We start from the raw sequence: 23,033 nt of genomic DNA on the forward strand, positions 1-23,033 counted from the left end.
TCCGGCAAGCCGAGGTGCTCCTTGGGCGTGACGTAGCACAGCATCGCCGTACCCGCCTGCGCGATGATCGCCGCGCCGATCGCGGAGGTGATGTGGTCGTATGCCGGCGCGATGTCGGTGGTCAGCGGCCCCAGCGTGTAGAACGGGGCCTCCTCGCACAGCTCCTCCTCGAGCCGCACGTTCTCGACGATCTTGTGCATCGGGACGTGGCCCGGTCCCTCGATCATCACTTGTGCGCCATGGGCTTTGGCGATCTTGGTCAGCTCGCCCAGCGTGCGCAGCTCGGCGAACTGAGCGGCATCGTTGGCGTCGGCGATCGATCCGGGCCGCAGACCGTCGCCCAGCGAGAACGTCACGTCGTACTGGGCGAAGATGTCGCACAGTTCGGGAAAGTTGGTGTACAGGAACGATTCCCGGTGATGGGCCAGGCACCAGGCGGCCATGATGGAGCCCCCGCGGGACACGATGCCCGTCACCCGCTTGGCCGTGAGCGGCACGTAGGCGAGCCTGACTCCTGCGTGGATGGTGAAGTAATCCACCCCCTGCTCCGCCTGCTCGATGAGCGTGTCCCGGAAGATCTCCCAAGTCAGTTCCTCGGCCTTTCCGCCGACCTTCTCGAGCGCCTGGTAGATCGGAACCGTTCCGATCGGAACGGGCGAGTTCCGGATGATCCACTCGCGCGTCTCGTGGATGTTCCTCCCGGTCGAGAGGTCCATGACCGTGTCCGCGCCCCAGCGGATCGCCCACGCCATCTTTTCGACCTCGTCCTCGATCGAGGAGGTCACCGCGGAGTTTCCGATGTTGGCGTTGATCTTCACGAGGAAGTTCCGGCCGATGATCATCGGCTCGAGCTCCGGGTGGTTGACGTTGGCGGGAATGATGGCGCGCCCGCGGGCGACCTCGGAGCGAACGAGCTCCGGCTCGACGCCTTCCCGCAGCGCGACGAACTCCATCTCCGGGGTCACGACGCCTCGACGCGCCCAGTGCATCTGGGTCGCGTTTCCCCGGGACCGGAGCACCCGACGCCGGGGCGGAAGCGGCAGCCCGGGATCGCTGTGCCCCGGCACCGCGCGATAGGACGGGGCCATGCGGTCGTACGGCCCGCGCGCCTCGATCCAGGATTCGCGGAGCGGCGCGAGGCCCGCGCGCACGTCGATCGTCACGTCGGGGTCGGTGTAAGGGCCCGAGGTGTCGTAGAGGCGCAGAGGAGGATTGAGCTCGACGCCCGCGGCCGAGCGCGTCGGCGAGAGCTCGACTTCCCGGACGGGGACGCGGATTCCGCCGGGTCCCGCCAGGTGACGCTTGCGCGAGCCCGGAATCGGGTCGGTCGTCACGACGGAATTGGTCGGCGAATCCCCCGCCCGGCTCCTCATGGTTCCCCCGCCGCGATTCTATAATCCGGACGACCGTGTTGAGAAGCTCGTTCGCGTTCGCCGCGGCCCTGCTCGTCGCGGGGGGCGCGGCGGGCGGCGACGTCCCTCTCGCGGCGCCGCAGGCGGAAGAAGCGAACGTGCTCGCCCGCCGGGCCGTCGAGGCGCTCGCGCGGCACCGCACGCCGTTTCCCGGAGGGATCTTCGACGAGCGATCTCTCGTCGCCGCCGCGGTCGGGGAGGATCTCGCTCCGCGGCTCACCCCGAGGCAGCGCCGGGAGATCGTCGAGAGGATGATCGATTGGTTCGGCGGGCCCTTCTCCGCGCGGGCGATCCCCGCGAAGCCCCCGCTCGCGCTCGGAATCCGCGCGGAAGGCGGCGACGCGATCGCCGCGCTCCTCGTCGCCGTCTCGTCGGGATACCTGAAGACGGAGTGGCGGATCCGCAATCCCGGGCCCGAAGGACGCATCGAGGACGTCGCCCTGACCGATCTGGGACGATCGCTCCGCCAGGAGGCCGTCCAGGCGCTCGGCCCTCCGCCGGTCGCACGGCCGCGGCGCCGCTCCGAGGAAGCGCGGCGCGCCGCCTGGCCGCGCGCGGCGGGACTCGTCGGCGTCCTGATCGTGGCGTTCCTCTTCTCGCGGCGCGCGAAGCCGCGCGAACGGGTCGTCGTGCTGCTCGCGGCGGCCGCGCCCGCCCTCCTCTTCGCCGCCGACGGATACCTCGCCGTCTCCCGCATCTGGAACGAGCCGATCGAGGTCCGCCTGTCGGACGGGCCGCCGTGGGGATATCCGCTGCAGCAGTTCCAGCTCGCCGTCGCCCGCGGGAATCGCTCCCGGGCGCGCGCCGCCGCCGGCGCCGCGATCTCGCTCGGCGCCGCGCCCGAGCCCCTCCATCTCGTCCTCGGCCGGCTCGCCGAGGAAGCGGGGGACGTGCCGGAAGCGCAGTCGTCGTATACGCGGGCGCTCGCTCCCCCGAAACCGGCGCCGGGCGGATGGGCCGGTCTCGCCCGGCTCGACACGGCGGCGGGCCGCGACACGGAGGCGCTCCGGAACTGGACGCGGTACTTCGCGGCCGCCCCTCCCGATCCCAACTCGCTCTTCTTCGAAGCGGTCGCCTACGGCCACCTCCGCGACTGGGAGGGAGCGCAGGGCGCCCTCGCCCGCGCGCTCTCGCTCGACCCCTCGGCGGCCGACCTCTACGCCCTCAGTGCGAGCCTCTACGGCGCCGCCGGCGATGCGGCGAACGCGATCGCGCGCCTGCGGGACGAGGAGAAGATCCGTCCGCTCGATCGCTCCCGGCTCGCGGCCGACGGAAACTTCACGCCGATCGCCGAGGATCCGGGCTGGAAGGCGTTCCTGGAGGAGAAGAAGCCCTGACGATGCCGCGAGTCCGCCTCTCGGGTCATCGGCTCCTCCGCGTGGAAGTTTCGGGGATCGCGCCCTTCTTCGGCTTTCCGGGCGGTCCGCTGTAGAACGCGGAGAGCGCTTCGACGACGCCCCGGGCCACGTTTTCCCGGTAGGTCCGCGTCTGGATGAGCGCGTGGTCCTCGGGATTGTTGAGATTGCACACCTCGAGGAGGACGCGGGCCGGAATCGCGTTGTATCGGATGACCGCGGGGACCCACTCGCGACCCGAGCGGATGACGCTCTGGCGGATCGGGTTGAACGCGTGGACGGCGAGGCCGTCTCGCCGGAAGCTCCCGACGAGATCCTCCGCGAACTGCCGCGATACGCCCTCGGATTCGAGGCGCTCGCGCCGGGAAAAGGAGACGCGCGGCTCCTGCCGGTACTCCCGGCGCGCCTCGTAGACGGCCCCCGACTTTCCGAACGAGCTCTTGAGGAGCCGCTCGCCCGGGATGTACACCATCGAGCCGCGCACCGAGGGATGGAGCGAGTCGGCGTGGATCGAGAGGAAGACCACGCGGGAACGGTCGCCGCCGCGCCGCACGGCCGTGCGGAGCAGCGCGTTCGAGAGATACCAGCGGAGATGGACGCCCGCGACCGTGTCCTCGATCGGATAGGGCGGCGTCGTCATGACGCGTCCGCCCGACGATGCCGGGAGCCGGTCGCGGTCCGGGATCGCCGCCGAGCTCCCGTCCTCGACGGTGCAGACCACCTTCGCCTTCGTGTGCCGCCGCAGCAGGTCCGCGATCCGCATCGTGATGTCGTAGACGTAGCGCGACTCGGCGACGCCGTCGACGAGCGCCCCCGTGTCGCGTCCCCCGTGTCCCGGGTCGAGGACGACCGTCACGCCCTTCAGGTCCGTCGCCCGGATCCGATTGACGAACTGCGCGGTCTCGAGGAGCGAGCGCTCGTGCTCCCGGCGGGCAGGATCGTCGGGCGGCCGGTATTCCGGGAGGAGGTCGTCGCGCGGGATCTTCACCGCGAAGCCGACCGGGATCGCTCGCACGTCGGTGATCCCGCTCCGCGCGGCGATCTTCGCCGCTTCCGCGTTGACGTCCTCGGCGTGGACGAGCCCGGTGAAGCGGGCGACGACGGCGGAATACAGCGCCTCCCCCTTCTGCAGCCGGTACAGCGCGTACTTCCCCGACCCGTCGGAGCCGTAGGAGAGCGCGGGAAGCGCCGCAGACTCGGCGGCGAGGGCCTCGGAGCGGAAACCGGGAAGGAGGAGCGACGAGGGAATCTCGATCTTCTGCCCCTTCTCGGTCTCGAGCGAGGCGAGGGAGTTCGCCCGGCGGATCTCCGTGTACCGGGCGCCGTCTCCCGTGAACCACTCGGCGATGCGCCAGAGGCTCTCCGGCGAGCCGGCGGGCGCGGTGACGAGGTGCGTCCACGACTCGGGGTGCCCCGAGTCCTCCGGAAAGAGCGCCTGCATCGCGATCTTCTTGTAGTTGTCGGAGAGGAGCTCGTACGGGACGCGGAGGAAGACGCCCGCCGCCCCGACCTTTTCCCGATGGTTCAGCGCGAGGATCTTCTCCTGCGTCTTCGGGTCCTCCGAAAACCGGCGCGCGAACGCCTCGACCCCTTCTCCCGGAAGCGGCTTGGCGAACAGAAAGACGAGGTCGCCCCGGGCGATCGACACTTTCAACTCCGGCGAGACGACGGCGGTCCGGACGAACTCGGGGTCCTCGACGGCCGCTCCGGCCACCGCGGCGGGGAGGCCCGGGAAGGCCGAGGCGAAGACGGCCGCGAAGACCGCCGCGACCCGGATCCCCTTCGTTCGGAAGCGCCGCACCCCGACGCCCGAGTCAACCCGCGATCGGCGGAACGGCATCCGTGAACCGGGTCTCGCGCTCGTAGGCGGCGGCGAGCGCGAAGAGCGTCTCTTCCCGCCACGGCGGCGCCATCAACTGGAGCGCGAGGGGCAGCCCCTCGCGGGAGAACCCGGAGGGAACCGAGATGGCCGGGATCCCGGCGAGGGACGCCGGGGTCGTGTAGATGTCGGAGAGATACATCGCGAGCGGATCGTCGACCTTCTCGCCGAGGCGGAATGCCGGCCCGGGAACGGTCGGGCAGGCGATCGCGTCGACGCGGGAGAACGCCGCGGCGAAATCGCGCTTGAGCAGCGCCCGCACCCGGCTCGCCCGCCCGTAGAACGCGTCGGCGTAGCCCGCCGAGAGAGCGAACGTCCCGAGCAGGATCCGCCGCTTCACCTCCGCGCCGAAGCCCCGGGTCCGGTGATCCGCGTAGAACGACGCGAGATCGGCCGCCTCGTCGCGGGGGCCGTACCGGATCCCGTCGTAGCGGGCGAGATTCGAGGACGCTTCGGCGTTGGCGACCACGTAATACACGGGGATCGCGAACGGCGCGCGCGGGACCGAGACTTCCTCGACGACGGCGCCCGCGCGTTCGAGCGCCGACACGGCCTGCGCGAAGTTCTCGAGCGCCTGCGGGTCGGCGCCCTCGACGGCGGCCTCCCGAAGGACGCCGACCCGGAGACCCTTCGCGCCGCGCCCGAGCGCCGCCAGCGGGTCTCCGGCCGGAACGTCGGGAGCAGCCGTCGAATCGCGCGGATCCGGACCCGCGATCGCCGCGTAGATCCGGACGCAGTCTTCGACCGTCGCCGCGATCGGCCCGATCTGATCGAGGGAGGACGCGAAAGCGACGAGGCCGAAGCGGGAGACCCGTCCGTACGTCGGCTTCAGTCCCACGACGCCGCACAGGGCCGCCGGCTGGCGGACCGAGCCTCCCGTGTCGGAGCCGAGGGCCGCGGGGACCTCGCGGGCCGCGACCGACGCCGCGCTCCCGCCGGACGACCCGCCGGGAACGCGCTCCGGATCCCACGGGTTGCGCGTCTTCTGGAAGGCCGAATTCTCGGTCGAGGATCCCATCGCGAACTCGTCGAGGTTCGTCTTTCCCGCGACGATGGCTCCCGCCGTCTTCAGGCGGGCGACCGCCGTCGCGTCGTATCCGGGCGTGAAACCTTCGAGAATCCGGGAGGCGCACGACGCGGGGTAGCCCTCCGCCGTCATGTTGTCCTTGATGCCGACGAGCACGCCGGCGAGGGGGAGATCCTCCCCCGCCGCGATCCTTTGGTCGACGCGGCGGGCTTCCGCGAGCACCCGCTCCTCGTCCCACGTCAGGAAAGCGCCGATCCGGGGCTCGATCCGGGCGATCCGGTCGAGCGCGTCGCCGGCGATCCGCTCGGCCGTCGTCGAACGGTCACGGATCGCCGAGACGATCTCGCCGATGGGGCTCAACGGCGCCCCGCGCGACCCGGCCGGGTCATCGGCTCGCGTCGACGACCCGCGGCACCGGAACGAGGCCGTGGGCGGTGACGGCGGCGTTTCGGGCGAGCTCCTCGCGCCCCTCCCCGGGAATCGGCCGGTCGGTCCGAAGCGGCGTCGGAGGGGGGGCTTCCGGTTCCGGGAGCTCGGCGTCCGGAATCTCCGCGATGCGTTCGATGTGCGCGAGGATGTGTTCGAGCTTCGGAGCGAGGCCATCGGCCTCTCCGGGCGAGAGATGGAGGCGCGCGAGACGGGCGATCCGTTCGACGCCCTCCCGCGAAAGGAACGGGTTCTCGAACGCGGATGTCATTGGAACCATTGTACCCTCTCGGGATGCGCCTGCGATCGGTCGAGCGCGCGATCCGGACCGCCGCGAAGGAAACCGGAACGACCGCCTATCTCGTCGGCGGCGCCATCCGGGACGCGCTTCTCGGCTTGCCCGTCGCCGACGTCGACGTCGCCGTCCCGGAAGGCGAGGAGAGGCTCGCACGGGCCCTCTCGGCCGAGGGATTCGGAACGGCATTTCCTCTCGCGCCCCCGGGCTCCCCCGCTCCCGTCTGGAGGATCGCGAAGGAGGGCTCCGTCGTCGACGTCGCCCGCTTCGAACGCGGGGAGACGATCGAGACGGATCTCGCGCGCCGGGATTTCACCGTCAACGCGCTCGCGCGCGAAGCGGGCAAGCGGCGGCTGATCGATCCCTTCGGGGGCGCCGCCGATCTCCGCGCGGGTCGGATCCGCTCGATTTCCGAGGCGAATCTCGCGAGCGACCCCGTGCGCGTCCTCCGCGCCTATCGTCTCGCGGCGGTTCGCGGATGGACGATCGCGCCGTCGACGCGGAAGAGCCTGGCGCGGCACGTCCGGCGGCTTTCCGAGGCCGCCCCGGAGCGCGTGCACGACGAGCTCATCCGCCTGTTTGCCGGCGAGTTTCCGCGCGCGATCGGCTGGGCGGCCGCCGACGGCGTACTCGCCCGGGCGCTGGGCATCGGCGACGCGCCGGCGCTGACCCGCGCGGCGCGGCGCTTTCCCGATCCCGGCCGAAAGCCGCGCTCCGCCACGGTGGCGGACCGTCTCGCGATCTTCTTCCGCGCCGCTTCCGTCCGGGAAGGGAGGGCCGTCGATGCCCTGTGGCGCGCGAAGTTTTCGCGGGCCGAAATCCGCGAGATCGCCCGGCGCCGCCGTTTCCTGGAAGCGGCATTCTCCGGCCGCTCCCCGGAACGCGCGCTCTTTCCGTTTCGCGACGATCTCCCCTCGCTCCTCCGTCTCGCCGACGCGGCCGCCGCCAACCGGACGGAATCGGCGCGCGTGCGCGCGCTCCGCTCGGCGGCGCGCCGCGTCGAAAAGCGCGAGGCGCCGATCGGCGGCGACGACGTGCGGGCGTGGCTCGGGATCGCTCCCGGACCCGAGGTCGGCCGGAGGCTCGAGGCCGCCCGCTACGCCTGGTTCACCCGCCGCTGGCGGTCCCGGGACGAGATTCGGGCCGGCCTCGAGCGCCGCCGCGTTTGACCGGCGGCGGAGGCTGGGTTACTCTTCGCGCACTGCCGACCAGGGGGAGAGTTGGAGCTTTCGGAACTCCTGAAATTCACCGCCAAGAAGGGTGCGTCCGACCTGCATCTCAAGCCGATGCGGCCGCCGCTGCTCCGCCTGAACGGGAAGATGATCCCCCTGAAGACGGACCCCCTCTCGCCGAAGACTCTCGAGGACATGCTCCTGCCGATCCTCACGCCGCTCCAGAAGCAGCGGCTCGAGCAGGATCTCGCCGTGGACGTCGGCTACGGCCTGCAGGGGGTCGCGCGATTCCGCGCGAACATCTACACCCAGCGCGGCTCGTTCGCCGCCGCGTTTCGCCGCATCCCCTTCAAGCTGCCGACGATCGACGAGCTCGAGCTCCCCGACGTTCTGGGTTCGTTCGCGCACCTCCCGGCCGGCCTCGTGATCGTCACCGGCCCGACCGGGTCGGGAAAATCGACGACGCTCGCCGCGATCATGCGCGAGATCACCGAGAAGCGGCCCGTGCACATCGTGACGATCGAGGATCCGATCGAATATCTGCTCTCCGACGGCGTCGCCGCCGTGTCGCAGCGCGAGGTCGGGACCGACACGCCGAGCTTCAAGGAGGCGCTGAAGAACGTCGTCCGCCAGGATCCCGACGTCATCATGGTCGGCGAGATGCGCGACTGGGAGACCATGCAGACCGCGATCACCGCCGCGGAAACGGGCCACCTCGTCTTTTCGACGCTCCACACCAACAACGCGGCGCAGGCGATCGACCGCATGATCGACTCCTGCCCTCCCGCCCTGCAGCGGCAGGTGCGGTCCCAGCTCGCCCTGGTTCTCCGGGCGATCGTGTCGATGAAACTGATCGAGAAGTCCGACGGCGCCGGCCTCACGGCCGTCGTCGAGGTGATGATCAACTCGCCCAAGATCGCCAAGCACATCGACCAGGGCGAGACGAAGGACATCGTCGAGGAAATCGAATCGTCCGTCGGCTACTACCGGATGCAGTCGATGAACCAGTCGCTCCTCGCGCTCCTGGTCCACCAGAAGATCTCCTACGACAAGGCGATGGAGGCCTCCACCGACCCCGAGGACCTGTCGCTGAAGCTCCGGAAGCTGTTCCCCCAGATCGAAGAGTCGTTCCGAGGAGGAGCCATGCCGTCGTTCAACGATTTCTCCGTCATCACCGGCCTCATGGACACCAAGAAGCTCTACGAGGAGCAGGAGGAGAAGTGGAAGATGCGGATGACGGAGGTCCAGGAGGAAGTCACCCGCCTTCGCCAGGAGATCGACGACCAGAAGCGCCTGAACGAGGCGAAGGCGAAGGGATACGCGGACCTCGAGTCCGAGGCCGCCCGCCTGCGCACCGACGCGGACCGCACCCAGAAGGACGCGGCGCAGAAGATCGCGGCGCTCAACGAGCGGATCAAGCAGTTGAACCAGCAGCTCTCCGAATACGCCGGCGGACGCAAGCCCGCCGCGAACGAAGGCTTCTTCAAGCGATAGCGTCGCGCGCCCCGGCCGCGCGACGTCCTCCCGATTTCGAGATCCGAAACGGGCCCGCTCCGGGTCAGCCCGTTTTTCCGGCCGCCTTCAGGAGCTCCTTCAGGAGGATGGCCGTCGGCTCCTTGCCGGGGACGCAGAGATTCGAGTCCTTCTCCGTGCCGGCGGCGAGGGCCGCCGCGTAGCCCTCGCAGTCGTATCCGCAGGCCGTGCAGTCGGTCTGGGCCATTGCCGCGAAGAGCTTCGTCTTGAGGTCCCCGTCCTTGGCCATCTCCATGCGCTTGGGGAGCGGGATCGTTTCGTCGTGGAAAGCGGGCGCCTCCTTCTTCGGCGCCTTCGCTTTCTCCTCCTCCACCTTCCCGGTGTTGAGCCATCGGCCGTAGGAGAGGCAGCTCGGGCAGACGAACGCATAGTCCCACTGCTGGGGGAGATGCTGCGCCGGCGTCCGATAGACGACGAGCGGCTCGAAATCCTGGGGGCAAGCGGGCGCCTCGCGCTCCTGCGCGTCGTTGACCATGGCGCGGAGATGCCCGGACGAGAACTGGATCTGCTTCGGCTTCTGGTCGAAACGGTACATCTTCCCCTTCGGGGTGACCATCACGACCTGGGGCTTGAACGTGCGGTCCACGTAGAAGGCCCGCATCGGTTCCCCGGTCTCGGGATCGAGGACCGGGTTCTGGCTCCAGAAATCGGCGAGGAGTCGACTCTGTTCGCGAAGGGAAAGCTTCATTCCACCGTCCTTCCGGGCGCGCATTGTAGCAAACCGGTCCGGGCGCCGCGGCTCTTCAGATCGTCTCCGATCTCACGAACGGATTCCGCCGCTTCTCCCATCCGATCGTCGTCTCCTCGCCGTGGCCGGGCACGACCCTCAGCGCGTCGGGGAGCGAGTAGAGCCGTTCGCGGATCGACCGCTCGATCTCCGGAAACGATCCCCCCCAAAGGTCGGTCCGTCCGATCGATTCGCGGAAGAGCGTGTCTCCCGAGAGGAGAACGGGCTCGTCTCCGTCGGAGAGGAAACTGACCGAGCCCGGCGAATGGCCGGGAGTGTGGATCACGCGGATCTCCGACGAGCCGACCGGGATCGTCTCCCGGTCGACGAGCGGCTCGGTCACCTTCTCCGGATCGTCGAACCGGAACCCGAAGAGGCGGCCCTGCTCCGGGAGCATCTCGTAGAGGAAACGGTCCTCGGGATGGAGCCGGATCGGCGCGCGGGTGGCCCGGTGAACGGCGCCCGCCGCCGCGATGTGATCGAAGTGGGCATGCGTGTGGAGCAGGACGACCGCCTTCGCGCCGGCGCGCCCCAGCGCGTCGAGAATCCGCTCCGGTTCGTCGCCGGGGTCGACGACGGCCGCCTGAGCCGTCTCGCCGTCGACGAGGATCGCGCAGTTGCAGGCGAGCGGCCCGACCGCGAGGATCTCCGCGACGCGAAGAGTCATGCGCGGACCGGCACCACGACGTTCACCTCGTGTCTCTCTTTTCGCGCCGGGTCCGCCCAGACCCTCTCCGTCGATCCGAGGTTGATCTGCACGGCCCATTCGTCGTTCCCGGCGAGGCGCCGTTCCGAGGCGAAGAGCTTCCTCCTCGATCTCGGCGTGAAGATCTCCCACCGCAGCCAGCCGAACTCGGCCACGCCGCCCCGCACGCAGAACGCGGGAATCCTCTCCCCCGCCTCGATCGGCGCCTCGCGAACGGTCGTCGGCCGGAATCCGTTCGCCTGCAGACGCCCGACGAATTCGTCGCTCACGTCGCGCCCGTTCCAGACGAGCTCGTGCCGTCCCCGCGTCACGCCCCGCCCGAGGATCAGGTCGTCGAGAACTTCGGAAAGATGGCGGTCGTCTCCCTTGGCCTCCACGAATCCAGTCTATCGCCTCCCTCGGACGAGACACGATCGCCGCATCGAATCCCGCGGACGCCGGGCGCAGCTCATCCTCTCTCCGGGGATCGGGCGACGCGAATCCGCGCGCGCCCGCCCGGCTCGATGCATCGCCGCGCCCGCTATACTCCCCCCGTGCACTGGAGCGACCTGCTGTTGATCCGCCTCCCGCTCGCGCTCTGGGTCGGCGGGACCTTTCTCGCCGCCGCCGCCGCGCCGCGGATCTTCGGCCTCGTACCCTCCCGCGACATGGCGGGAGACGTGTTCGGCGCGATCCTCGCGCGACTCGGCGCGATCGAGCACGGGTTGTCGCTCGTCCTGGTGCTCGGAATCTTCTCGGCGGTCGGCCGCGAAGGACGAATCGCGGGGCGCGCCGCGGTGACGGCCATCGGAGCCTTCCTCGCGATCGCGGGGAACGTCTATACCTCGATGGTGCTCCGGCCCCGGATGCGCTACTACCGCGCGCAGGCCGGATCGTTCGACGTCATTCCCGAGGACGATCCGTGGCGCCGCCGTTTCGGGGTCCTTCACCGGCGCTCCTCGCGCGTGACGATGCTCGGTCTCGCGTGCGCCCTCGCCGCTCTCCTCTGCGCGCCCTAGCCCGTGACGTTCTCCGACTTCCGCTCCGACACGGTCACCCGCCCGACGGGGGCGATGCGGCGCGCGATGGCGGAGGCGGAAGTCGGCGACGACGTCTACGGCGAAGACCCGACGGTCCGCCGGCTCGAGGATCGTACGGCGGAGCTCCTCGGCCGGGAGGCGGCGCTCTTCGTGCCGACCGGCTCGATGGGGAACCAGATCTCGCTCCGCGTGCTCGCCCGGCCGGGATCCGAGGTCATCGTCGAGTCGCGGGCGCACGTCTTCAACGCCGAAATGGCGGCGATGTCGGCGCTCTCGGGGCTGTTGCCCCGCCCGATCGCGACCGCCGACGGGATCCTCACGCCGGCGGACGTCGAGCCGTGGATCCAGACGGACCACCCGCTTCGCCCCCGGACCGCCCTCCTCGCCCTCGAGAACACGATCAACTTCTGGGGAGGGCGCATCGTGCCGCTCGACGCGCAGAAGGGCCTGGCGGCGCTCTGCCGGCGGCGCGGGATCGCGCTGCATCTCGACGGATCGAGGATCTGGAATGCCGCCGCGGCGACGGGGATCCCCGAACGGGAGCTCGCCGCCGGCGCCGACTCCGTCAACGTCTGTTTCTCCAAGGGTCTGGGAGCTCCGGTCGGATCCGCCGTCGCGGGAACGCACGGCTTCGTCGAAGAAGCGCGCCGCGCCCGCAAGCTGTTCGGTGGCGGCATGCGCCAGGCGGGAATTCTCGCCGCCGCCGCGCTCGTCGCGCTCGACTCGCGTGATCGTCTCGTCGAGGACCACGCTCTCGCGCGCCGCCTGGCGGAAGGGCTCTCCGGCCTCCCCGGGATCTCGCTCCCCTACGGCTGCGCGACGAACATCGTGATCTTCGTCGCCTCGGGCCGGAAGCACGCCGCCGATTGGGTCGCCGGATTCCGCGGCGAGGGAGTCCTGTGCGGCGCCTACCCGGGGGAGGAGGTGCGGATGGTCACGCACCGCGACGTCACCGCCGCCGACGTGGACCGGGCGCTGACCGCCGCCCGGCGGATCGCGGAGAGCTGATCCCCCGATTCGGTCCCCGCGGGAGCGTGCCGCAGGCGCCTCACCGCCGTCGGGCGATCACGTCGATCTCCACGAGCGCACCGGCCGGGAGCTCGGCGACCGCGACCGTCGACCGGGCCGGCCGGTGCTCCCCGAAACGCGCCGCGTAGACGGCGTTCATCGGCGCGAAGTTCGCCATCGTCGTCAGGAACACCGTCGTCTTGACGACGTCCGAGAACGCCAGCCCCGCTTCCGCCAGAACCGCCTCCAGGTTGTCGAACACGCGTGCCGCCTGCGTCTCGATACCTCCTTCGACGATCTTCATCGTGGCCGGATCGAGACCGACCTGACCCGCCGAAAAGAGAAACCCGTGCGATTCGACCGCCTGCGAATAAGGGCCGATCGCCTTCGGGGCCTTGTCCGTCGAGATCCGATTCATTCCTCGTCTCCTTCTTCCTCGACCGCCGCGACGTACGGGAGATTCCGGTACCGTTCCGCGACGTCGAGACCGTATCCCACCACGAACCGGTCCTCGATCTCGAATCCGACGTAATCGACGGGGGGCGCCCCCGGCTTTCGGAGGAGCGCGCAGACCCGCAGGGTCGCCGGACCGCGGTCGCGGAGCATCCCGACGATCTTCTCGAGGGTGCGCCCGGTGTCCACGACGTCCTCGACGACGACGACGTTCCGTCCCGCGACGTCCGTCGAGAGGTCGCGGACGACCCGGACGTTCCCCGACGAGCGGGTGCCCTCCCCGTATGACGACACCTGGAGGAAATCGATCGTCACCGGGGAGCGGAGCTGCCGGGCGAGATCGGAGAGGAAGAACACGGAGCCCTTGAGGATGCCGACCAGCAGGACCGGGCGGCCGTCGAGGTCGGTGTCGATCCCGGCGGCCACGCGCGAGACGCCCTCCGCGATCTGCCTTTCGTCGAGGATGGTCCGCGAAAGCTTGTGCGCCAGGAGGCCTCCTGGTCTAGAATAAACCAGGATCCCAAGAATGCTCGTCGCCGAACTCGAGGACCTGCATGGAGCCTACATCCGGCTGACGGAGAAGTTCAAGGCTCTCTGGACCTTCCACCAGTTTCTCAGGGGCGTGCATCACACGTTCCTCGGCGACACTCCCTCCTACGATCTCGATTTCAACGGCGTCTACGACCGCCTCCGCGAGGTCAGCTCCGCGGTCACCTCTCCGGCGGCGCCGGACGACGTTCGCGACCGCCTCGACCGGATCGATACGGAGCTGTCGCTCGCGACCCGGACGCTCCGCCTCGCGGATCGGGCCCTCGGGCCGTCCCTCCTGCGCCGGTTCTTCGACAAGGTCAAGCCACAGGATCCGAAGATCGTCTATCACCTGCTGCGTTTCTATTTCTCGCAGCCGGAGCTCGACGACGACACGGCCGACAAGCTCGACTTCCTCGTCACGATCGCCGCCGCGCGTCCCGAAAGCGCGGTGACGCAGCCGCGGGAGCGCGAGGACGCGGAGCGGCTCTTCGAGGCGATCGTCTCCGGCTGTTCCTGGCCCGCCGTCGACGGCGACGAGGCGGCCGCGCTCGTTTCCGCCATGGACGAGCTCGCCGCCGACGTCGCGGCCTGCCGTTCGTTCGAAGACCTCGTCCGGGAGCGGCGCGTCGAAAACATCCGCACGATCAAGCGTCGGCTCGGGTTCGCGCTCGCCAACCCGCGCGTCCTCGCTTCGGTCGGCCTCGCGAACGTCCGCACCCGGTCGGTGTTCCACCGGTTCTTCGAGGAGGAGCGGCAGCGGATCCAGGAGGCGGCGGAGCGGATCGAGAACCTGGAGCGTGAAATCGCGCACGGCGGGCCCGTCCCCCCCGAGTTCGAGCGGTTCCGCGACGCGCGGCGCCAGTTCGAGCACCTCCAGGAGGAGGCGAACGTCCGCGCGGGCGACCTCCTCGCGCTCAAGCACCGGATCTCGGACGTGCTGGAGAAATTCGACCTCCGCCGGATCGACGGCGACGAAATCGACGACGCCCTCGAGATCGACGAGGATCTCCCGTCCCGCGGGACCGAAGACTCCGCCGGCGCGCTCCGCGAGGCCATCGACAAGGTTCTCGCCGCCGTCGAGATGGGAGAGGGGAACCTGAAGGAGATCGGGAACCTGGGGCTCGAGAGCTGGGAAGTCCGCGCGGCCAAGCGGGCGATCGCCGGGAACGGCCGCGCGATCTCGGACCGCGACGCCCTGCTGCTGGAAGGCGCCGCCCTCCGAGTCCGCGCCGAAGAGGACGTCGGACAGTGGACGCGCGCGAAGAAGATGGGACGCCCGCTGCCCCCCCTTCGCGCCCGCGCGGAGGAGACGCTCCGGCTGGCGGCCGACACCGATCGCCGTTTCGCCGCGCTCATCCACGAGGCCGGAGAAGAGTCGCTCCCCGAGGAAGTCAAGGCGCTCGTCCGTTCCCGGTTCCGGCTGCTGTACGCCTACTCCGGGCTCTGGCTCCTCCACGACGCCGAACCCGCGTGAGCCGCCGGCGCCGTCGGGCGCTGTGCTAGAGTCGCCGAAAACCTCCGATGAAAAGGATCGTCACGGTCTCTTCCGGGAAGGGAGGCGTCGGAAAAACGACGTTCGCCGTCAATTTCGCGCTCTCCCTCGCGACCGCCGCCCCGACGATCCTCGTCGACCTCGACACCGGGACTTCCTCCGTGCGCAACAGCATCGACGCACCGGTCGACAAGGATCTCTACCACTTCTTCCGCAAGGACGCGCCCCTGACGGAGTGCGTGACCCGCCTTCCCGCGTCGCTCGATCCGACGGGACGCTACCGGGATTTCGGATTCGTCGCGGGTCCCCGCCACATGATCGAGGACATCACGAATTTCGGGGAAGCCGCCCGGGCCAAGCTGATCGGCGCCATCAACCGGCTCCCCGCGACGTACGTGGTCGTCGACCTGAAAGCGGGGCTGGACGCCAACGTCATCGACTTCCTGCCCTACTCGAATTCGGGGATCCTGATCTTCACCCCGGAGCTCCCGGCCGCCACCCTCGCCGCTTCCGACATCGTCAAGGCGATTCTCTTCCGGAAGCTCCGGATCCTTTTCGCTCCCGGCTCCCCCGTCTACGACCGCGCCGCGCTCTCGTCGCACGATCCGCGGATGATCAGCGAGCTCCTCGACGCCGTCGAGGACGTCTACGACGATTCGATCCCGAACATCGACGCGTTCCTGGAGGACCTCGGCGGGAGCCTCGGCGACGACCCTCTCGTCGACCTCCTCCGCGAGAGCGTCGAGGACTTCCGCGTCTATTACGTGCTCAACATGTTCAACGGAGTTCGCGAGTCGTACGAGACCGCGATCGAGCCCTTCGTCTCGAACCTCGTCGAGAACGTCTCCGCCCGGCTCCCGGTCACGAACCTCGGCTGGATCGTGAGACACGACCGCATCCACGAGGCGAACCGCCGCCGCTGCCCGGTGCTCCTCTCCCCGGACCCCGAGCCCGCTCCGCCTCCGGCTCCGACGGCCGCGGAGCTCGAAATCCAGGCGCTCGAGCGCTCTTTCCTGCGGCTCGAGCCCGAGACGCGGGCCTCCGCCCCCCCTCGCCCGCGCTTCCGTCCCGCCGACCCCGCCCGGGCCCTCGACCGGCAGCTCGAGGCGTTGCGGGCCATGTACGCCGACCAGCGTGAGTCGGGAGTCCGGGAGAATTTCTCCTACATCACGCACCGGGCGCTCCACCTGATGGAAAGCGTCCGGACCTCGGAGTTCGGGGAGACCCGGATCTGCAGCCGGGAGGAAATCCTGGCACATCTCTTGCCCCGGTCCGAGGCGACGGGATGAGCCTTCGTGCCCCGGCGTTTTTGACTTCTTCCGGGGATCGCTGATAGAAACGCCCATTCCGGAATTCCGGACCGCAGGAGGATCATGAGCACCGTCGAAGCCGTCAACCCGAAGAAGATCACGGCGCGGAAGATCCACCGCGGCCTCTCGGGGAAGGACCTGCGCGAGCTGGCGCGGCGCGAAGAGACCACCTCCGCGTACGGCTCCCCCGTCTACGCCACCCGCGTGAAGAACCGCTCGGCGAAGGACACGTACGTCGTCGAGAACGGGGTGCTCCTGGGGAAGCACCAGAAGGGAATGGATCCCGAGCGGGCCGCCGAGCTCGTCCGCAAGCTCCAGGAGTCGCTCGCCGACCGGGAGCTGATCCAGGTCGACCGCCGCATGGGGATGGCGCCCGAGGCCTCGCTCCACTGCCGGCTTTTCGTTCCGGTCGAATTCGCCCGGATCGCCGCGATGTGGCACAACATGCTCTTCCCGATCGACCCGTCCGGCACGCCGGACTTCGTCTCGGTCTACATCCCCGACTGGCCGGAAAAGGTGATCTTCCTCGATGCGAACGAGGGCTACACCTACATCTGCGGGACGGACTACCCCGGCGAAGCGAAGGAGTCGATGCTCCGCCAGGCGATGTACTGGATCAAGCAGAAGGGGGGCCTCGGCCTGCACGCCGGATCGAAGATCCTGCGCGTGACGGGACGGGACGGAAAGCTCCACGACGTCGGATTCCTCCTCTTCGGGCTCTCCGGTACGGGAAAGACGACGCTGACGCTCCACGACCACGGCCTCGAAGCGCCGGAGCGGGTCGTCATCAAGCAGGACGACGTGGTCCTCCTCGCCGCCGACGGCCGCGCCTTCGGAACGGAGGACGGCTTCTACATCAAGACCGAAGGCTTGGAACCCTCGCAGCGGGTCCTCTGGGACGCCGCGATCTCGCCGACCGCCTGCTTCGAGAACGTGCGGGTCCGCGACGACGGGTCGATCGACTTCTGCGACACGTCGCTCACCTCGAACGGGCGCGGCGTCGTCCTCCGGAGGTTCATCCATGGAACCGACGACGGTATCGATCTCCCGAAGGCGAACAAGATCGTCTTCATCACGCGCCGCAACGACGTCGTCCCGGTCGTCGCCCGGCTGACGCCGGAACAGGGGGCGGCCTTCTTCATGCTCGGGGAGTCGATCGAGACCTCGGCAGGCGACCCGACGCGGGCCGGCCAGGCCAAGCGGGAGGTCGGCACGAACCCGTTCATCGTCGGCCCCGAGGAGGAGGAGGGAAACCGGATCCTGCGGTTCCTCCGCGACCACTCGGACATGCAGGCATACCTCCTGAACACCGGCGCCATCGGCGCACGCGACGGGTCCCCGGGCGAGAAGATCACGATCCGCGCCTCGAGCGAGATCATGAAGCAGATCGCCAAGGACGGCATCGCCTGGCAGCTCGATCCCGACTGGGGATACCAGGTCCCGACGTCGGTACCCGGCGTCGACCTCTCGAAGTACGACCCCCGCTCGCATTACTCGCCCTCCGAGTACGCCGCGCGGGTTTCGAAGCTCCGGGGCGAGCGCGAGCAGTGGCTCGCGCAGTTCCCCGGGCTCGATCCTTCGATCCCGGCGGCGATCGAAGGCCGCCGCTGACGCGCGGCGCGACGATCACGTGGTGAAGACGGCGGAAAACGAAGCCCGCGCCTTCCGGGAAGGCCTCGAGGACATCGTCGCGGCCGAATCCTCCATCTGCTACATCGACGGGGTGCGGGGAGTCCTGTCCTACCGCGGCTACGACATCCACGACCTCGCGGAGCACGCCTCCTTCGAGGAAGTCTGCTTCCTGCTCTGGGAGGGCCGCCTTCCCGCCGCGCCGGAGCTCGCGGAGACGCGCGCGTCGCTCGGCGCCGAGCGGGCCGTGCCGGAGGAGATCCTCTCCCTCGTCCGCGGATTCCTCGTGCGCCGGATGGTCCCGATGGACGTCCTCCGGACGGCGGTGTCCGCGCTGTCGGAAACGGACCCGGACGTCGCCTCGAACGAACCGGACGCGAACCGCCGCAAGGCGGTCCGGCTGACGGCCCGCATGGCGACGATCGTCGCCGCGATCCGCCGGTTCCGCGACGGCAAGGATCCCGTCGAGCCGGACCCGGCGCGGGGACACGCGGAAGATTTCCTCTGGATGCTGAACGGCGCTCCCCCGTCGACCGGGATGGTCCGCGCCTTCGACACGGCGCTCGTCCTCCACGCGGACCACGAGCTGAACGCGTCGACGTTCGCGGCGCGCGTGACGGCGGCCACCCTCTCCGACATGCACTCCGCGATCGTCTCCGCGATCGGAACGCTGAAGGGGCCACTCCACGGCGGGGCCAACGAAGCGGTGATCCGGATGCTGATCGAGATCGGCGATCCGTCCCGGGTCGACGAGGCGATCCGCGCCCGGCTCGCGGCGAAGAAGAAGATCATGGGATTCGGACACCGCGTCTACACGACCGAGGACCCGCGGGCGACTCACCTGCGGGGCATGTCCCGCGACCTCGCGCAGTCGACCGGCGACGACCGGTGGTACGCGATGTCGCGGCGGATCGAGGAGCTCGTCCGCGAGGAGAAGGGGCTCAACTGCAACGTCGATTTCTATTCGGCGTCGACGTATTACATGCTCGGCATTCCGCCCGACCTCTACACGCCGATCTTCGCGCTCTCCCGCTGCGCCGGCTGGACCGCCCACGTGATGGAGCAGCACCGGAACAACCGGCTCATCCGTCCGCGCGCCGAGTACCTCGGCCCCGCCTACCGGCAGCCCTGGCTTCCTCTCGATCAGCGCTGAACGCCCGATGAGCGTTCCGGGGCTCCGCCGCGCCGGCATGGTCGACATGGAGCCGAACACGACCCTCGTGCAGCAGTACCCCGCGCACGAAGCGGTCCCGGAATCCTCCTCGCCCTCCCCTTCCGTCATCGTGCTCCCCGACGCCCGCGGGCTGACGCCGGAGGTGCGGGCCCTCGCGAACCGGCTCGCGCGCGAGGGATTCTTCACCCTCGCGCCGAACCCGTACGCGCACCCGTTCTCGGTCGCCGCGGGCGCGCCGCCCTGGATGTCGTATCCGATGGAGATCGCCGCCGAGGAGGGGTTCAGCGGATTTCCGGTCCGCTCCTCGTTCCGGATCGAGGAAGAGGCCGAGGCGAGGGCGCTCGCCGCGAGTCTCTCGCCGGAGCGCGTCCGGGAGCTCGTCGGACGGACGATCGGATATCTCGCGCTTTGCGCGGAAGCGGATCCCGGGCGGGTCGGCATCCTCGGGCTGGGCGTCGGCGGCCGGAACGGCTTTCGCGCGGCCTGCGAGCTCGGCGAGCGCGTCCGGGCCCTCGCCGTCTGGTCCGGCGGCGGGATCGCCGCCCGTTTCCCGCTCCGGCCGGCAGAGACGATGCCGATCCTCGAATACGAGTCGCTCCGCTCGCCGGTGCTCTTCCTCTACGGCGCGACGGATCGGGAAGCCGGAGCCGCGGAACGCGAGGCCATCGGGCGAATCCTCGCGGCCGCCGGGGTTCCGCACGAGATCGCCGTCTTCCCGGAGGCGGGACACGCGTTCTTCGACGAGGAAAGCCCCGACTTTCGGATCGCCGCCAGCCGCGAGGCGTGGGAGAAGACGGTCGGGTTCTTTCGGGGGGCGCTCGCTCCGTCACCCGGGGGTTCCCGGGCATGAAGAAGGCCGGCGTCGCCGCCGGCCGGCCGGGGGTCCCGCGCACCGGGTGGCCTACTCGCCCAGATACGCTTCCTTCACCCTGGGATCGGTCGCGATCTGCTCGGACCGCCCCGACAACGTGACGGAACCCGTCTCCAGAACGTAGGCGCGGTGGCTGTGCTTCAAGGCCGCGTTCGCGTTCTGCTCGACGAGGAGGACCGAGGCCCCTTCCCGGTTGATGTTCTCGATCGACTCGAAGATCGTGTGCACCAGGAGGGGCGCGAGCCCGAGCGACGGCTCGTCGAGGAGGAGCACGTCCGGGCGCGACATCAGGGCCCGCCCGATCGCGAGCATCTGCTGCTCCCCCCCGGAAAGCGTCCCGGCGCGCTGCCGCACCCGCTCCTTGAGTCGCGGGAAGACCGTGAAGACGCGATCGAGGTCCCCGTCGACCGCGTCGTCGCGCCGGGAATAGGCGCCGAGCTCGAGGTTTTCGCGGACGGTGAGATTCGCGAAGACCGCCCGGCCTTCCGGAACGAGAGTCATCCGGTCGCGAACGATGCGAAACGTCGGCTTCCCGCCGATCGGTTCGCCCCGGTAGAGCACGGCGCCGGACGCGGCGGGCACGAGCCCCATGATCGCCCGGAGCGTCGTCGACTTTCCGGCGCCGTTGGCGCCGATCAGCGTGACGATCTCGCCGCGGTCGAGCGTGAGCGAAACGCCGCGGAGGGCCTTCACCGCCCCGTAGTTCACCTCGAGGTCCCGGACTTCGAGGACGGTCTTCCCGTCCGGTGTCGAAAGGCCGAGCATCACGCCCCCCCCAGGTACGCTTCGATCGTGCGCGGATCCTTCTGGACCTCCGCGGGCGTCCCGAGGCAGATCGTCGAGCCGTAGTCGACGACGTGGACCTTCTCGCACACGCCCATCACGACCTTCATGTTGTGCTCGACGAGGAGGATCGCCATCTTGAACTCGTCGCGGATCCACCGGATCAGCGCCATCAGGTCCCGCGCCTCGTGGGGGTTCATTCCCGCGGCGGGCTCGTCGAGGCAGAGGATCTTCGGCCGCGTCGCCATCGCCCGCGCGATCTCGAGCCGGCGCTGACTCCCGTAGGGGAGATTCCGCGCCTTTTCCCCGGCGAAGCCGTCGAGCTTGAAGATGCGCAGGAGGTCGATCGCCTCCCGTTCGATGCGCGATTCCTCGCTGCGATGCACGGGACCGCGGGTCACGGCCGAAAGGATCGTCGCCCGCTGGCGTCCCGCGAAGGCCACCTTCACGTTGTCGAGCACCGAGAGCTCCGCGAAGAGGCGGATGTTCTGGAAGGTCCGGGCGATCCCGTACTCGGTGATCCGGAAGGGCTTCTCCCCCTGGATCCGCCGCCCGTCGAAGAGGATCTCGCCCGAGGTCGGCCGGTAGACGCCGGTGATCATGTTGAAGATCGTCGTTTTCCCCGCGCCGTTCGGCCCGATGAGCCCGTAGAGCGCGAGCGGCTCGATCACGAGGTCGAGGTCCTTGACGGCGGTCAGGCCGCCGAAACGCATCGTCACCCGGCGGAGATCGAGGAGCGCCACGTCAGGCCTCGATCGACGGCGCGGAGGGCTGGCGCGCCTCCCGCCGCTTCCGCCCGAAGAGCTCCCGGTGCCCCATGAGGCCCTGGGGCCGGAAGATCATGATGAGGATCAGGAGGAGCGAGAACGTCACCATCCGGTACTGCTCGAACGTCCGGAGCCCCTCGGTGAGCACGATGTAGAGCACCGCGCCGACGACCGACCCGGTGATCGAACCCATGCCGCCGAGCACGATCATGATGATGATCTCGATCGACTTCAGGAACGTGAACGAGTTCGTGTGGATGTACATCAGGTAATGCGCGAAGAGGCCTCCCGCCACCCCGGCCATCGCCGACGAGATCACGAACGAGATCACTTTCGACCGCGTCGTATGGACCCCCATCGCCTCCGCGGCGATCTCGTCCTCCCGCACCGCGAGCAGCGTCCGGCCGAAAGAGGAGTTGACGATCCGCGACACGACCACGACGGTCGCGATGGCGAAGAAATAGACCCATCCGAAATTCGAGTACTTCGGGATTCCGCCGAAGCCGCGCGCGCCGCCGACGGCGTCGATGTTCAGGATGAACACCCGGATGATCTCCCCGAACCCGAGCGTGACGATCGCCAGGTAGTCGCCGCGCAGCCGGAGCGAGGGCACCCCGACGAGGAAGCCGGCGATCGCCGCGGCGATGGCGCCCCCGGCGAGGACGAGGAGGAGCACCGCGCCGCGACGGGGTCCCACCGGAAGGAAGACGAACGCGCGTTCGAGAGCCGTCCCGAAGCTGACGGACAGGAATGCGGACGTGTACGCACCGATCGCCATGAAACCGGCGTGGCCGATCGAGAACTGTCCCGTGAACCCGTTGATCAGGTTGAGGGAGACGGCGAGGATGATGTTGATCCCGGCCAGGGTGATCACCTGGAGCACGTAGGGAGAGATCATCACCCCGGACACGAGGTCCCCCGTCAGGAGCGCGTTGGCGGCCCAGAGAGCGGCGACGACCGCCGCGAAGATCGCGAGCCGCCGGATCACACCTTTTCCTTCTCGACCCGGCCGAGGATTCCCTGCGGACGGAAGAGGAGGATGCCGATCAGGATCGCGAACGCGATCGCGTCCCGGTACGTCGGCGACAGATACCCGACCGTGAAGACTTCCGCGATTCCGATGATCAGTCCGCCGAGCAGCGCGCCCGGCACGTTCCCGATGCCGCCGAGAACGGCGGCGACGAAGGCCTTGAGGCCCGACATGATCCCCATCAGCGGGTCGATCTTCGGGATCGCCATCGCGACGAGCACACCGGCCGCGGCCGCGAACGCGGAGCCGAGAGCGAACGTGATCGCGATGATCTTGTCCGTCGAGATCCCCATCAGCTTCGACGCGTCCAGGTTGAAGGAGACGGCCCGCATCGCCTTGCCGGTGCGCGTTCGCTGGATGAACGCGAGGAGGAACACCGTGAGGACGATCGACACCACGAACACGGTGAGCTGCTCGGAGGTGATCCGGACGCT

23 protein-coding genes are annotated in these 23,033 nt (G+C 69.4%); 10 read left to right on the forward strand and 13 right to left on the reverse strand.

The window, feature by feature from the left end; translation table 11 throughout:
* On the reverse strand, positions 1-1,373 hold a 1,373-nt coding region (gene thiC / locus VFS34_16785; GenBank protein HET9796107.1), incomplete at its 3' end, for a phosphomethylpyrimidine synthase ThiC.
* 35 nt (positions 1,374-1,408) lie between these two features.
* On the opposite strand from thiC, the gene VFS34_16790 reads away from it, so the two are divergent.
* Positions 1,409-2,749: a tetratricopeptide repeat protein gene (locus tag VFS34_16790; protein ID HET9796108.1), complete on the forward strand. Its 1,341-nt coding sequence runs from the start codon at positions 1,409-1,411 to the stop codon at positions 2,747-2,749.
* 25 nt (positions 2,750-2,774) lie between these two features.
* Here VFS34_16790 and VFS34_16795 read toward each other — a convergent pair whose 3' ends face one another.
* From VFS34_16795 to gatC, 3 genes are read right to left on the reverse strand one after another with little or no spacing between them, the layout of a single operon-like run.
* Entirely contained in the window at positions 2,775-4,568 is a 1,794-nt protein-coding gene (locus tag VFS34_16795) for an N-acetylmuramoyl-L-alanine amidase (GenBank protein ID HET9796109.1), read from the reverse strand.
* Between the two features lie 13 nt (positions 4,569-4,581).
* Complete coding sequence (gene gatA / locus VFS34_16800; protein HET9796110.1) at positions 4,582-6,033, reverse strand: Asp-tRNA(Asn)/Glu-tRNA(Gln) amidotransferase subunit GatA; 1,452 nt, start codon at positions 6,031-6,033, stop codon at positions 4,582-4,584.
* A gap of 25 nt (positions 6,034-6,058) precedes the next feature.
* Positions 6,059-6,370, reverse strand: a complete 312-nt coding sequence (gatC, locus tag VFS34_16805) for an Asp-tRNA(Asn)/Glu-tRNA(Gln) amidotransferase subunit GatC (protein ID HET9796111.1) — start codon at positions 6,368-6,370, stop codon at positions 6,059-6,061.
* Between the two features lie 23 nt (positions 6,371-6,393).
* On the opposite strand from gatC, the gene VFS34_16810 reads away from it, so the two are divergent.
* Entirely contained in the window at positions 6,394-7,563 is a 1,170-nt protein-coding gene (locus VFS34_16810) for a hypothetical protein (protein ID HET9796112.1), read from the forward strand.
* Positions 7,564-7,614: 51 nt separating this feature from the next.
* Complete coding sequence (locus tag VFS34_16815; protein HET9796113.1) at positions 7,615-9,060, forward strand: PilT/PilU family type 4a pilus ATPase; 1,446 nt, start codon at positions 7,615-7,617, stop codon at positions 9,058-9,060.
* Positions 9,061-9,124: 64 nt separating this feature from the next.
* Here the strand turns inward: VFS34_16815 and VFS34_16820 are convergent, their stop codons facing one another.
* Genes VFS34_16820 through VFS34_16830 form a run of 3 tightly spaced genes read right to left on the reverse strand, consistent with a single transcriptional unit; the run spans position 9,125 to position 10,909 of the window.
* Positions 9,125-9,787: a (Fe-S)-binding protein gene (locus tag VFS34_16820; GenBank protein HET9796114.1), complete on the reverse strand. Its 663-nt coding sequence runs from the start codon at positions 9,785-9,787 to the stop codon at positions 9,125-9,127.
* A gap of 55 nt (positions 9,788-9,842) precedes the next feature.
* Positions 9,843-10,493: an MBL fold metallo-hydrolase gene (locus VFS34_16825; protein ID HET9796115.1), complete on the reverse strand. Its 651-nt coding sequence runs from the start codon at positions 10,491-10,493 to the stop codon at positions 9,843-9,845.
* Complete coding sequence (locus VFS34_16830; protein ID HET9796116.1) at positions 10,490-10,909, reverse strand: hypothetical protein; 420 nt, start codon at positions 10,907-10,909, stop codon at positions 10,490-10,492. Before VFS34_16830 ends, VFS34_16825 begins: the two co-directional genes overlap by 4 nt.
* Before the next feature lie 156 nt (positions 10,910-11,065).
* Between VFS34_16830 and VFS34_16835 the strand changes: the two genes are divergently transcribed.
* Positions 11,066-11,530 (forward strand): hypothetical protein, encoded by a 465-nt coding sequence (locus tag VFS34_16835; GenBank protein HET9796117.1) that lies wholly within the window; start codon positions 11,066-11,068, stop codon positions 11,528-11,530.
* A 3-nt stretch (positions 11,531-11,533) separates the two neighbouring features.
* Complete coding sequence (locus VFS34_16840) at positions 11,534-12,559, forward strand: GntG family PLP-dependent aldolase (protein ID HET9796118.1); 1,026 nt, start codon at positions 11,534-11,536, stop codon at positions 12,557-12,559.
* A gap of 40 nt (positions 12,560-12,599) precedes the next feature.
* Here the strand turns inward: VFS34_16840 and VFS34_16845 are convergent, their stop codons facing one another.
* On the reverse strand, positions 12,600-12,977 hold the full coding sequence (locus tag VFS34_16845) for a RidA family protein (protein HET9796119.1): 378 nt from the start codon (positions 12,975-12,977) through the stop codon (positions 12,600-12,602).
* On the reverse strand, positions 12,974-13,540 hold the full coding sequence (gene hpt / locus VFS34_16850) for a hypoxanthine phosphoribosyltransferase (GenBank protein HET9796120.1): 567 nt from the start codon (positions 13,538-13,540) through the stop codon (positions 12,974-12,976). Before hpt ends, VFS34_16845 begins: the two co-directional genes overlap by 4 nt.
* Between hpt and VFS34_16855 the strand changes: the two genes are divergently transcribed.
* From VFS34_16855 to VFS34_16875, 5 genes are all read left to right on the forward strand, one after another.
* Entirely contained in the window at positions 13,539-15,017 is a 1,479-nt protein-coding gene (locus tag VFS34_16855; protein HET9796121.1) for a hypothetical protein, read from the forward strand. The genes hpt and VFS34_16855 overlap by 2 nt on opposite strands.
* 47 nt (positions 15,018-15,064) lie before the next feature.
* Positions 15,065-16,324: a P-loop NTPase gene (locus VFS34_16860; GenBank protein HET9796122.1), complete on the forward strand. Its 1,260-nt coding sequence runs from the start codon at positions 15,065-15,067 to the stop codon at positions 16,322-16,324.
* Positions 16,325-16,408: 84 nt separating this feature from the next.
* The gene (locus VFS34_16865) at positions 16,409-17,956 is read left to right on the forward strand and encodes a phosphoenolpyruvate carboxykinase (ATP) (protein HET9796123.1); all 1,548 of its coding nucleotides are present in this window, start codon (positions 16,409-16,411) and stop codon (positions 17,954-17,956) included.
* Positions 17,957-17,978: 22 nt separating this feature from the next.
* Complete coding sequence (locus tag VFS34_16870; protein HET9796124.1) at positions 17,979-19,127, forward strand: citrate synthase; 1,149 nt, start codon at positions 17,979-17,981, stop codon at positions 19,125-19,127.
* 7 nt (positions 19,128-19,134) lie between these two features.
* Positions 19,135-19,998, forward strand: coding sequence for a dienelactone hydrolase family protein (locus VFS34_16875; protein HET9796125.1), 864 nt, complete (start codon positions 19,135-19,137; stop codon positions 19,996-19,998).
* Positions 19,999-20,049: 51 nt separating this feature from the next.
* On the opposite strand, the gene VFS34_16880 is transcribed toward VFS34_16875, so the two are convergent.
* From VFS34_16880 to VFS34_16895, 4 genes are all read right to left on the reverse strand, one after another.
* The gene (locus VFS34_16880) at positions 20,050-20,784 is read right to left on the reverse strand and encodes an ABC transporter ATP-binding protein (GenBank protein ID HET9796126.1); all 735 of its coding nucleotides are present in this window, start codon (positions 20,782-20,784) and stop codon (positions 20,050-20,052) included.
* On the reverse strand, positions 20,784-21,545 hold the full coding sequence (locus tag VFS34_16885; protein HET9796127.1) for an ABC transporter ATP-binding protein: 762 nt from the start codon (positions 21,543-21,545) through the stop codon (positions 20,784-20,786). Before VFS34_16885 ends, VFS34_16880 begins: the two co-directional genes overlap by 1 nt.
* Before the next feature lies 1 nt (position 21,546).
* On the reverse strand, positions 21,547-22,557 hold the full coding sequence (locus VFS34_16890; GenBank protein HET9796128.1) for a branched-chain amino acid ABC transporter permease: 1,011 nt from the start codon (positions 22,555-22,557) through the stop codon (positions 21,547-21,549).
* The coding region (locus VFS34_16895; GenBank protein ID HET9796129.1) for a branched-chain amino acid ABC transporter permease at positions 22,554-23,033 on the reverse strand (480 nt) is incomplete at its 5' end. The genes VFS34_16895 and VFS34_16890, both read right to left, overlap by 4 nt.

Source organism: Thermoanaerobaculia bacterium, from assembly GCA_035717485.1.
Taxonomy (GTDB): Bacteria; Acidobacteriota; Thermoanaerobaculia; order UBA5066; family DATFVB01; genus DATFVB01.

What these genes read in the sequence shown, in the direction of transcription:
- gatC (HET9796111.1), bottom strand. Translation starts at nt 6,370, where the DNA reads ATGACATCCGCGTTCGAGAACCCGTTCCTTTCGCGGGAGGGCGTCGAA.
- VFS34_16810 (HET9796112.1), top strand. Translation starts at nt 6,394, where the DNA reads ATGCGCCTGCGATCGGTCGAGCGCGCGATCCGGACCGCCGCGAAGGAA.
- VFS34_16820 (HET9796114.1), bottom strand. Translation starts at nt 9,787, where the DNA reads ATGAAGCTTTCCCTTCGCGAACAGAGTCGACTCCTCGCCGATTTCTGG.
- VFS34_16825 (HET9796115.1), bottom strand. Translation starts at nt 10,493, where the DNA reads ATGACTCTTCGCGTCGCGGAGATCCTCGCGGTCGGGCCGCTCGCCTGC.
- VFS34_16845 (HET9796119.1), bottom strand. Translation starts at nt 12,977, where the DNA reads ATGAATCGGATCTCGACGGACAAGGCCCCGAAGGCGATCGGCCCTTAT.
- VFS34_16855 (HET9796121.1), top strand. Translation starts at nt 13,539, where the DNA reads ATGCTCGTCGCCGAACTCGAGGACCTGCATGGAGCCTACATCCGGCTG.
- VFS34_16860 (HET9796122.1), top strand. Translation starts at nt 15,065, where the DNA reads ATGAAAAGGATCGTCACGGTCTCTTCCGGGAAGGGAGGCGTCGGAAAA.
- VFS34_16865 (HET9796123.1), top strand. Translation starts at nt 16,409, where the DNA reads ATGAGCACCGTCGAAGCCGTCAACCCGAAGAAGATCACGGCGCGGAAG.
- VFS34_16875 (HET9796125.1), top strand. Translation starts at nt 19,135, where the DNA reads ATGAGCGTTCCGGGGCTCCGCCGCGCCGGCATGGTCGACATGGAGCCG.
- VFS34_16880 (HET9796126.1), bottom strand. Translation starts at nt 20,784, where the DNA reads ATGCTCGGCCTTTCGACACCGGACGGGAAGACCGTCCTCGAAGTCCGG.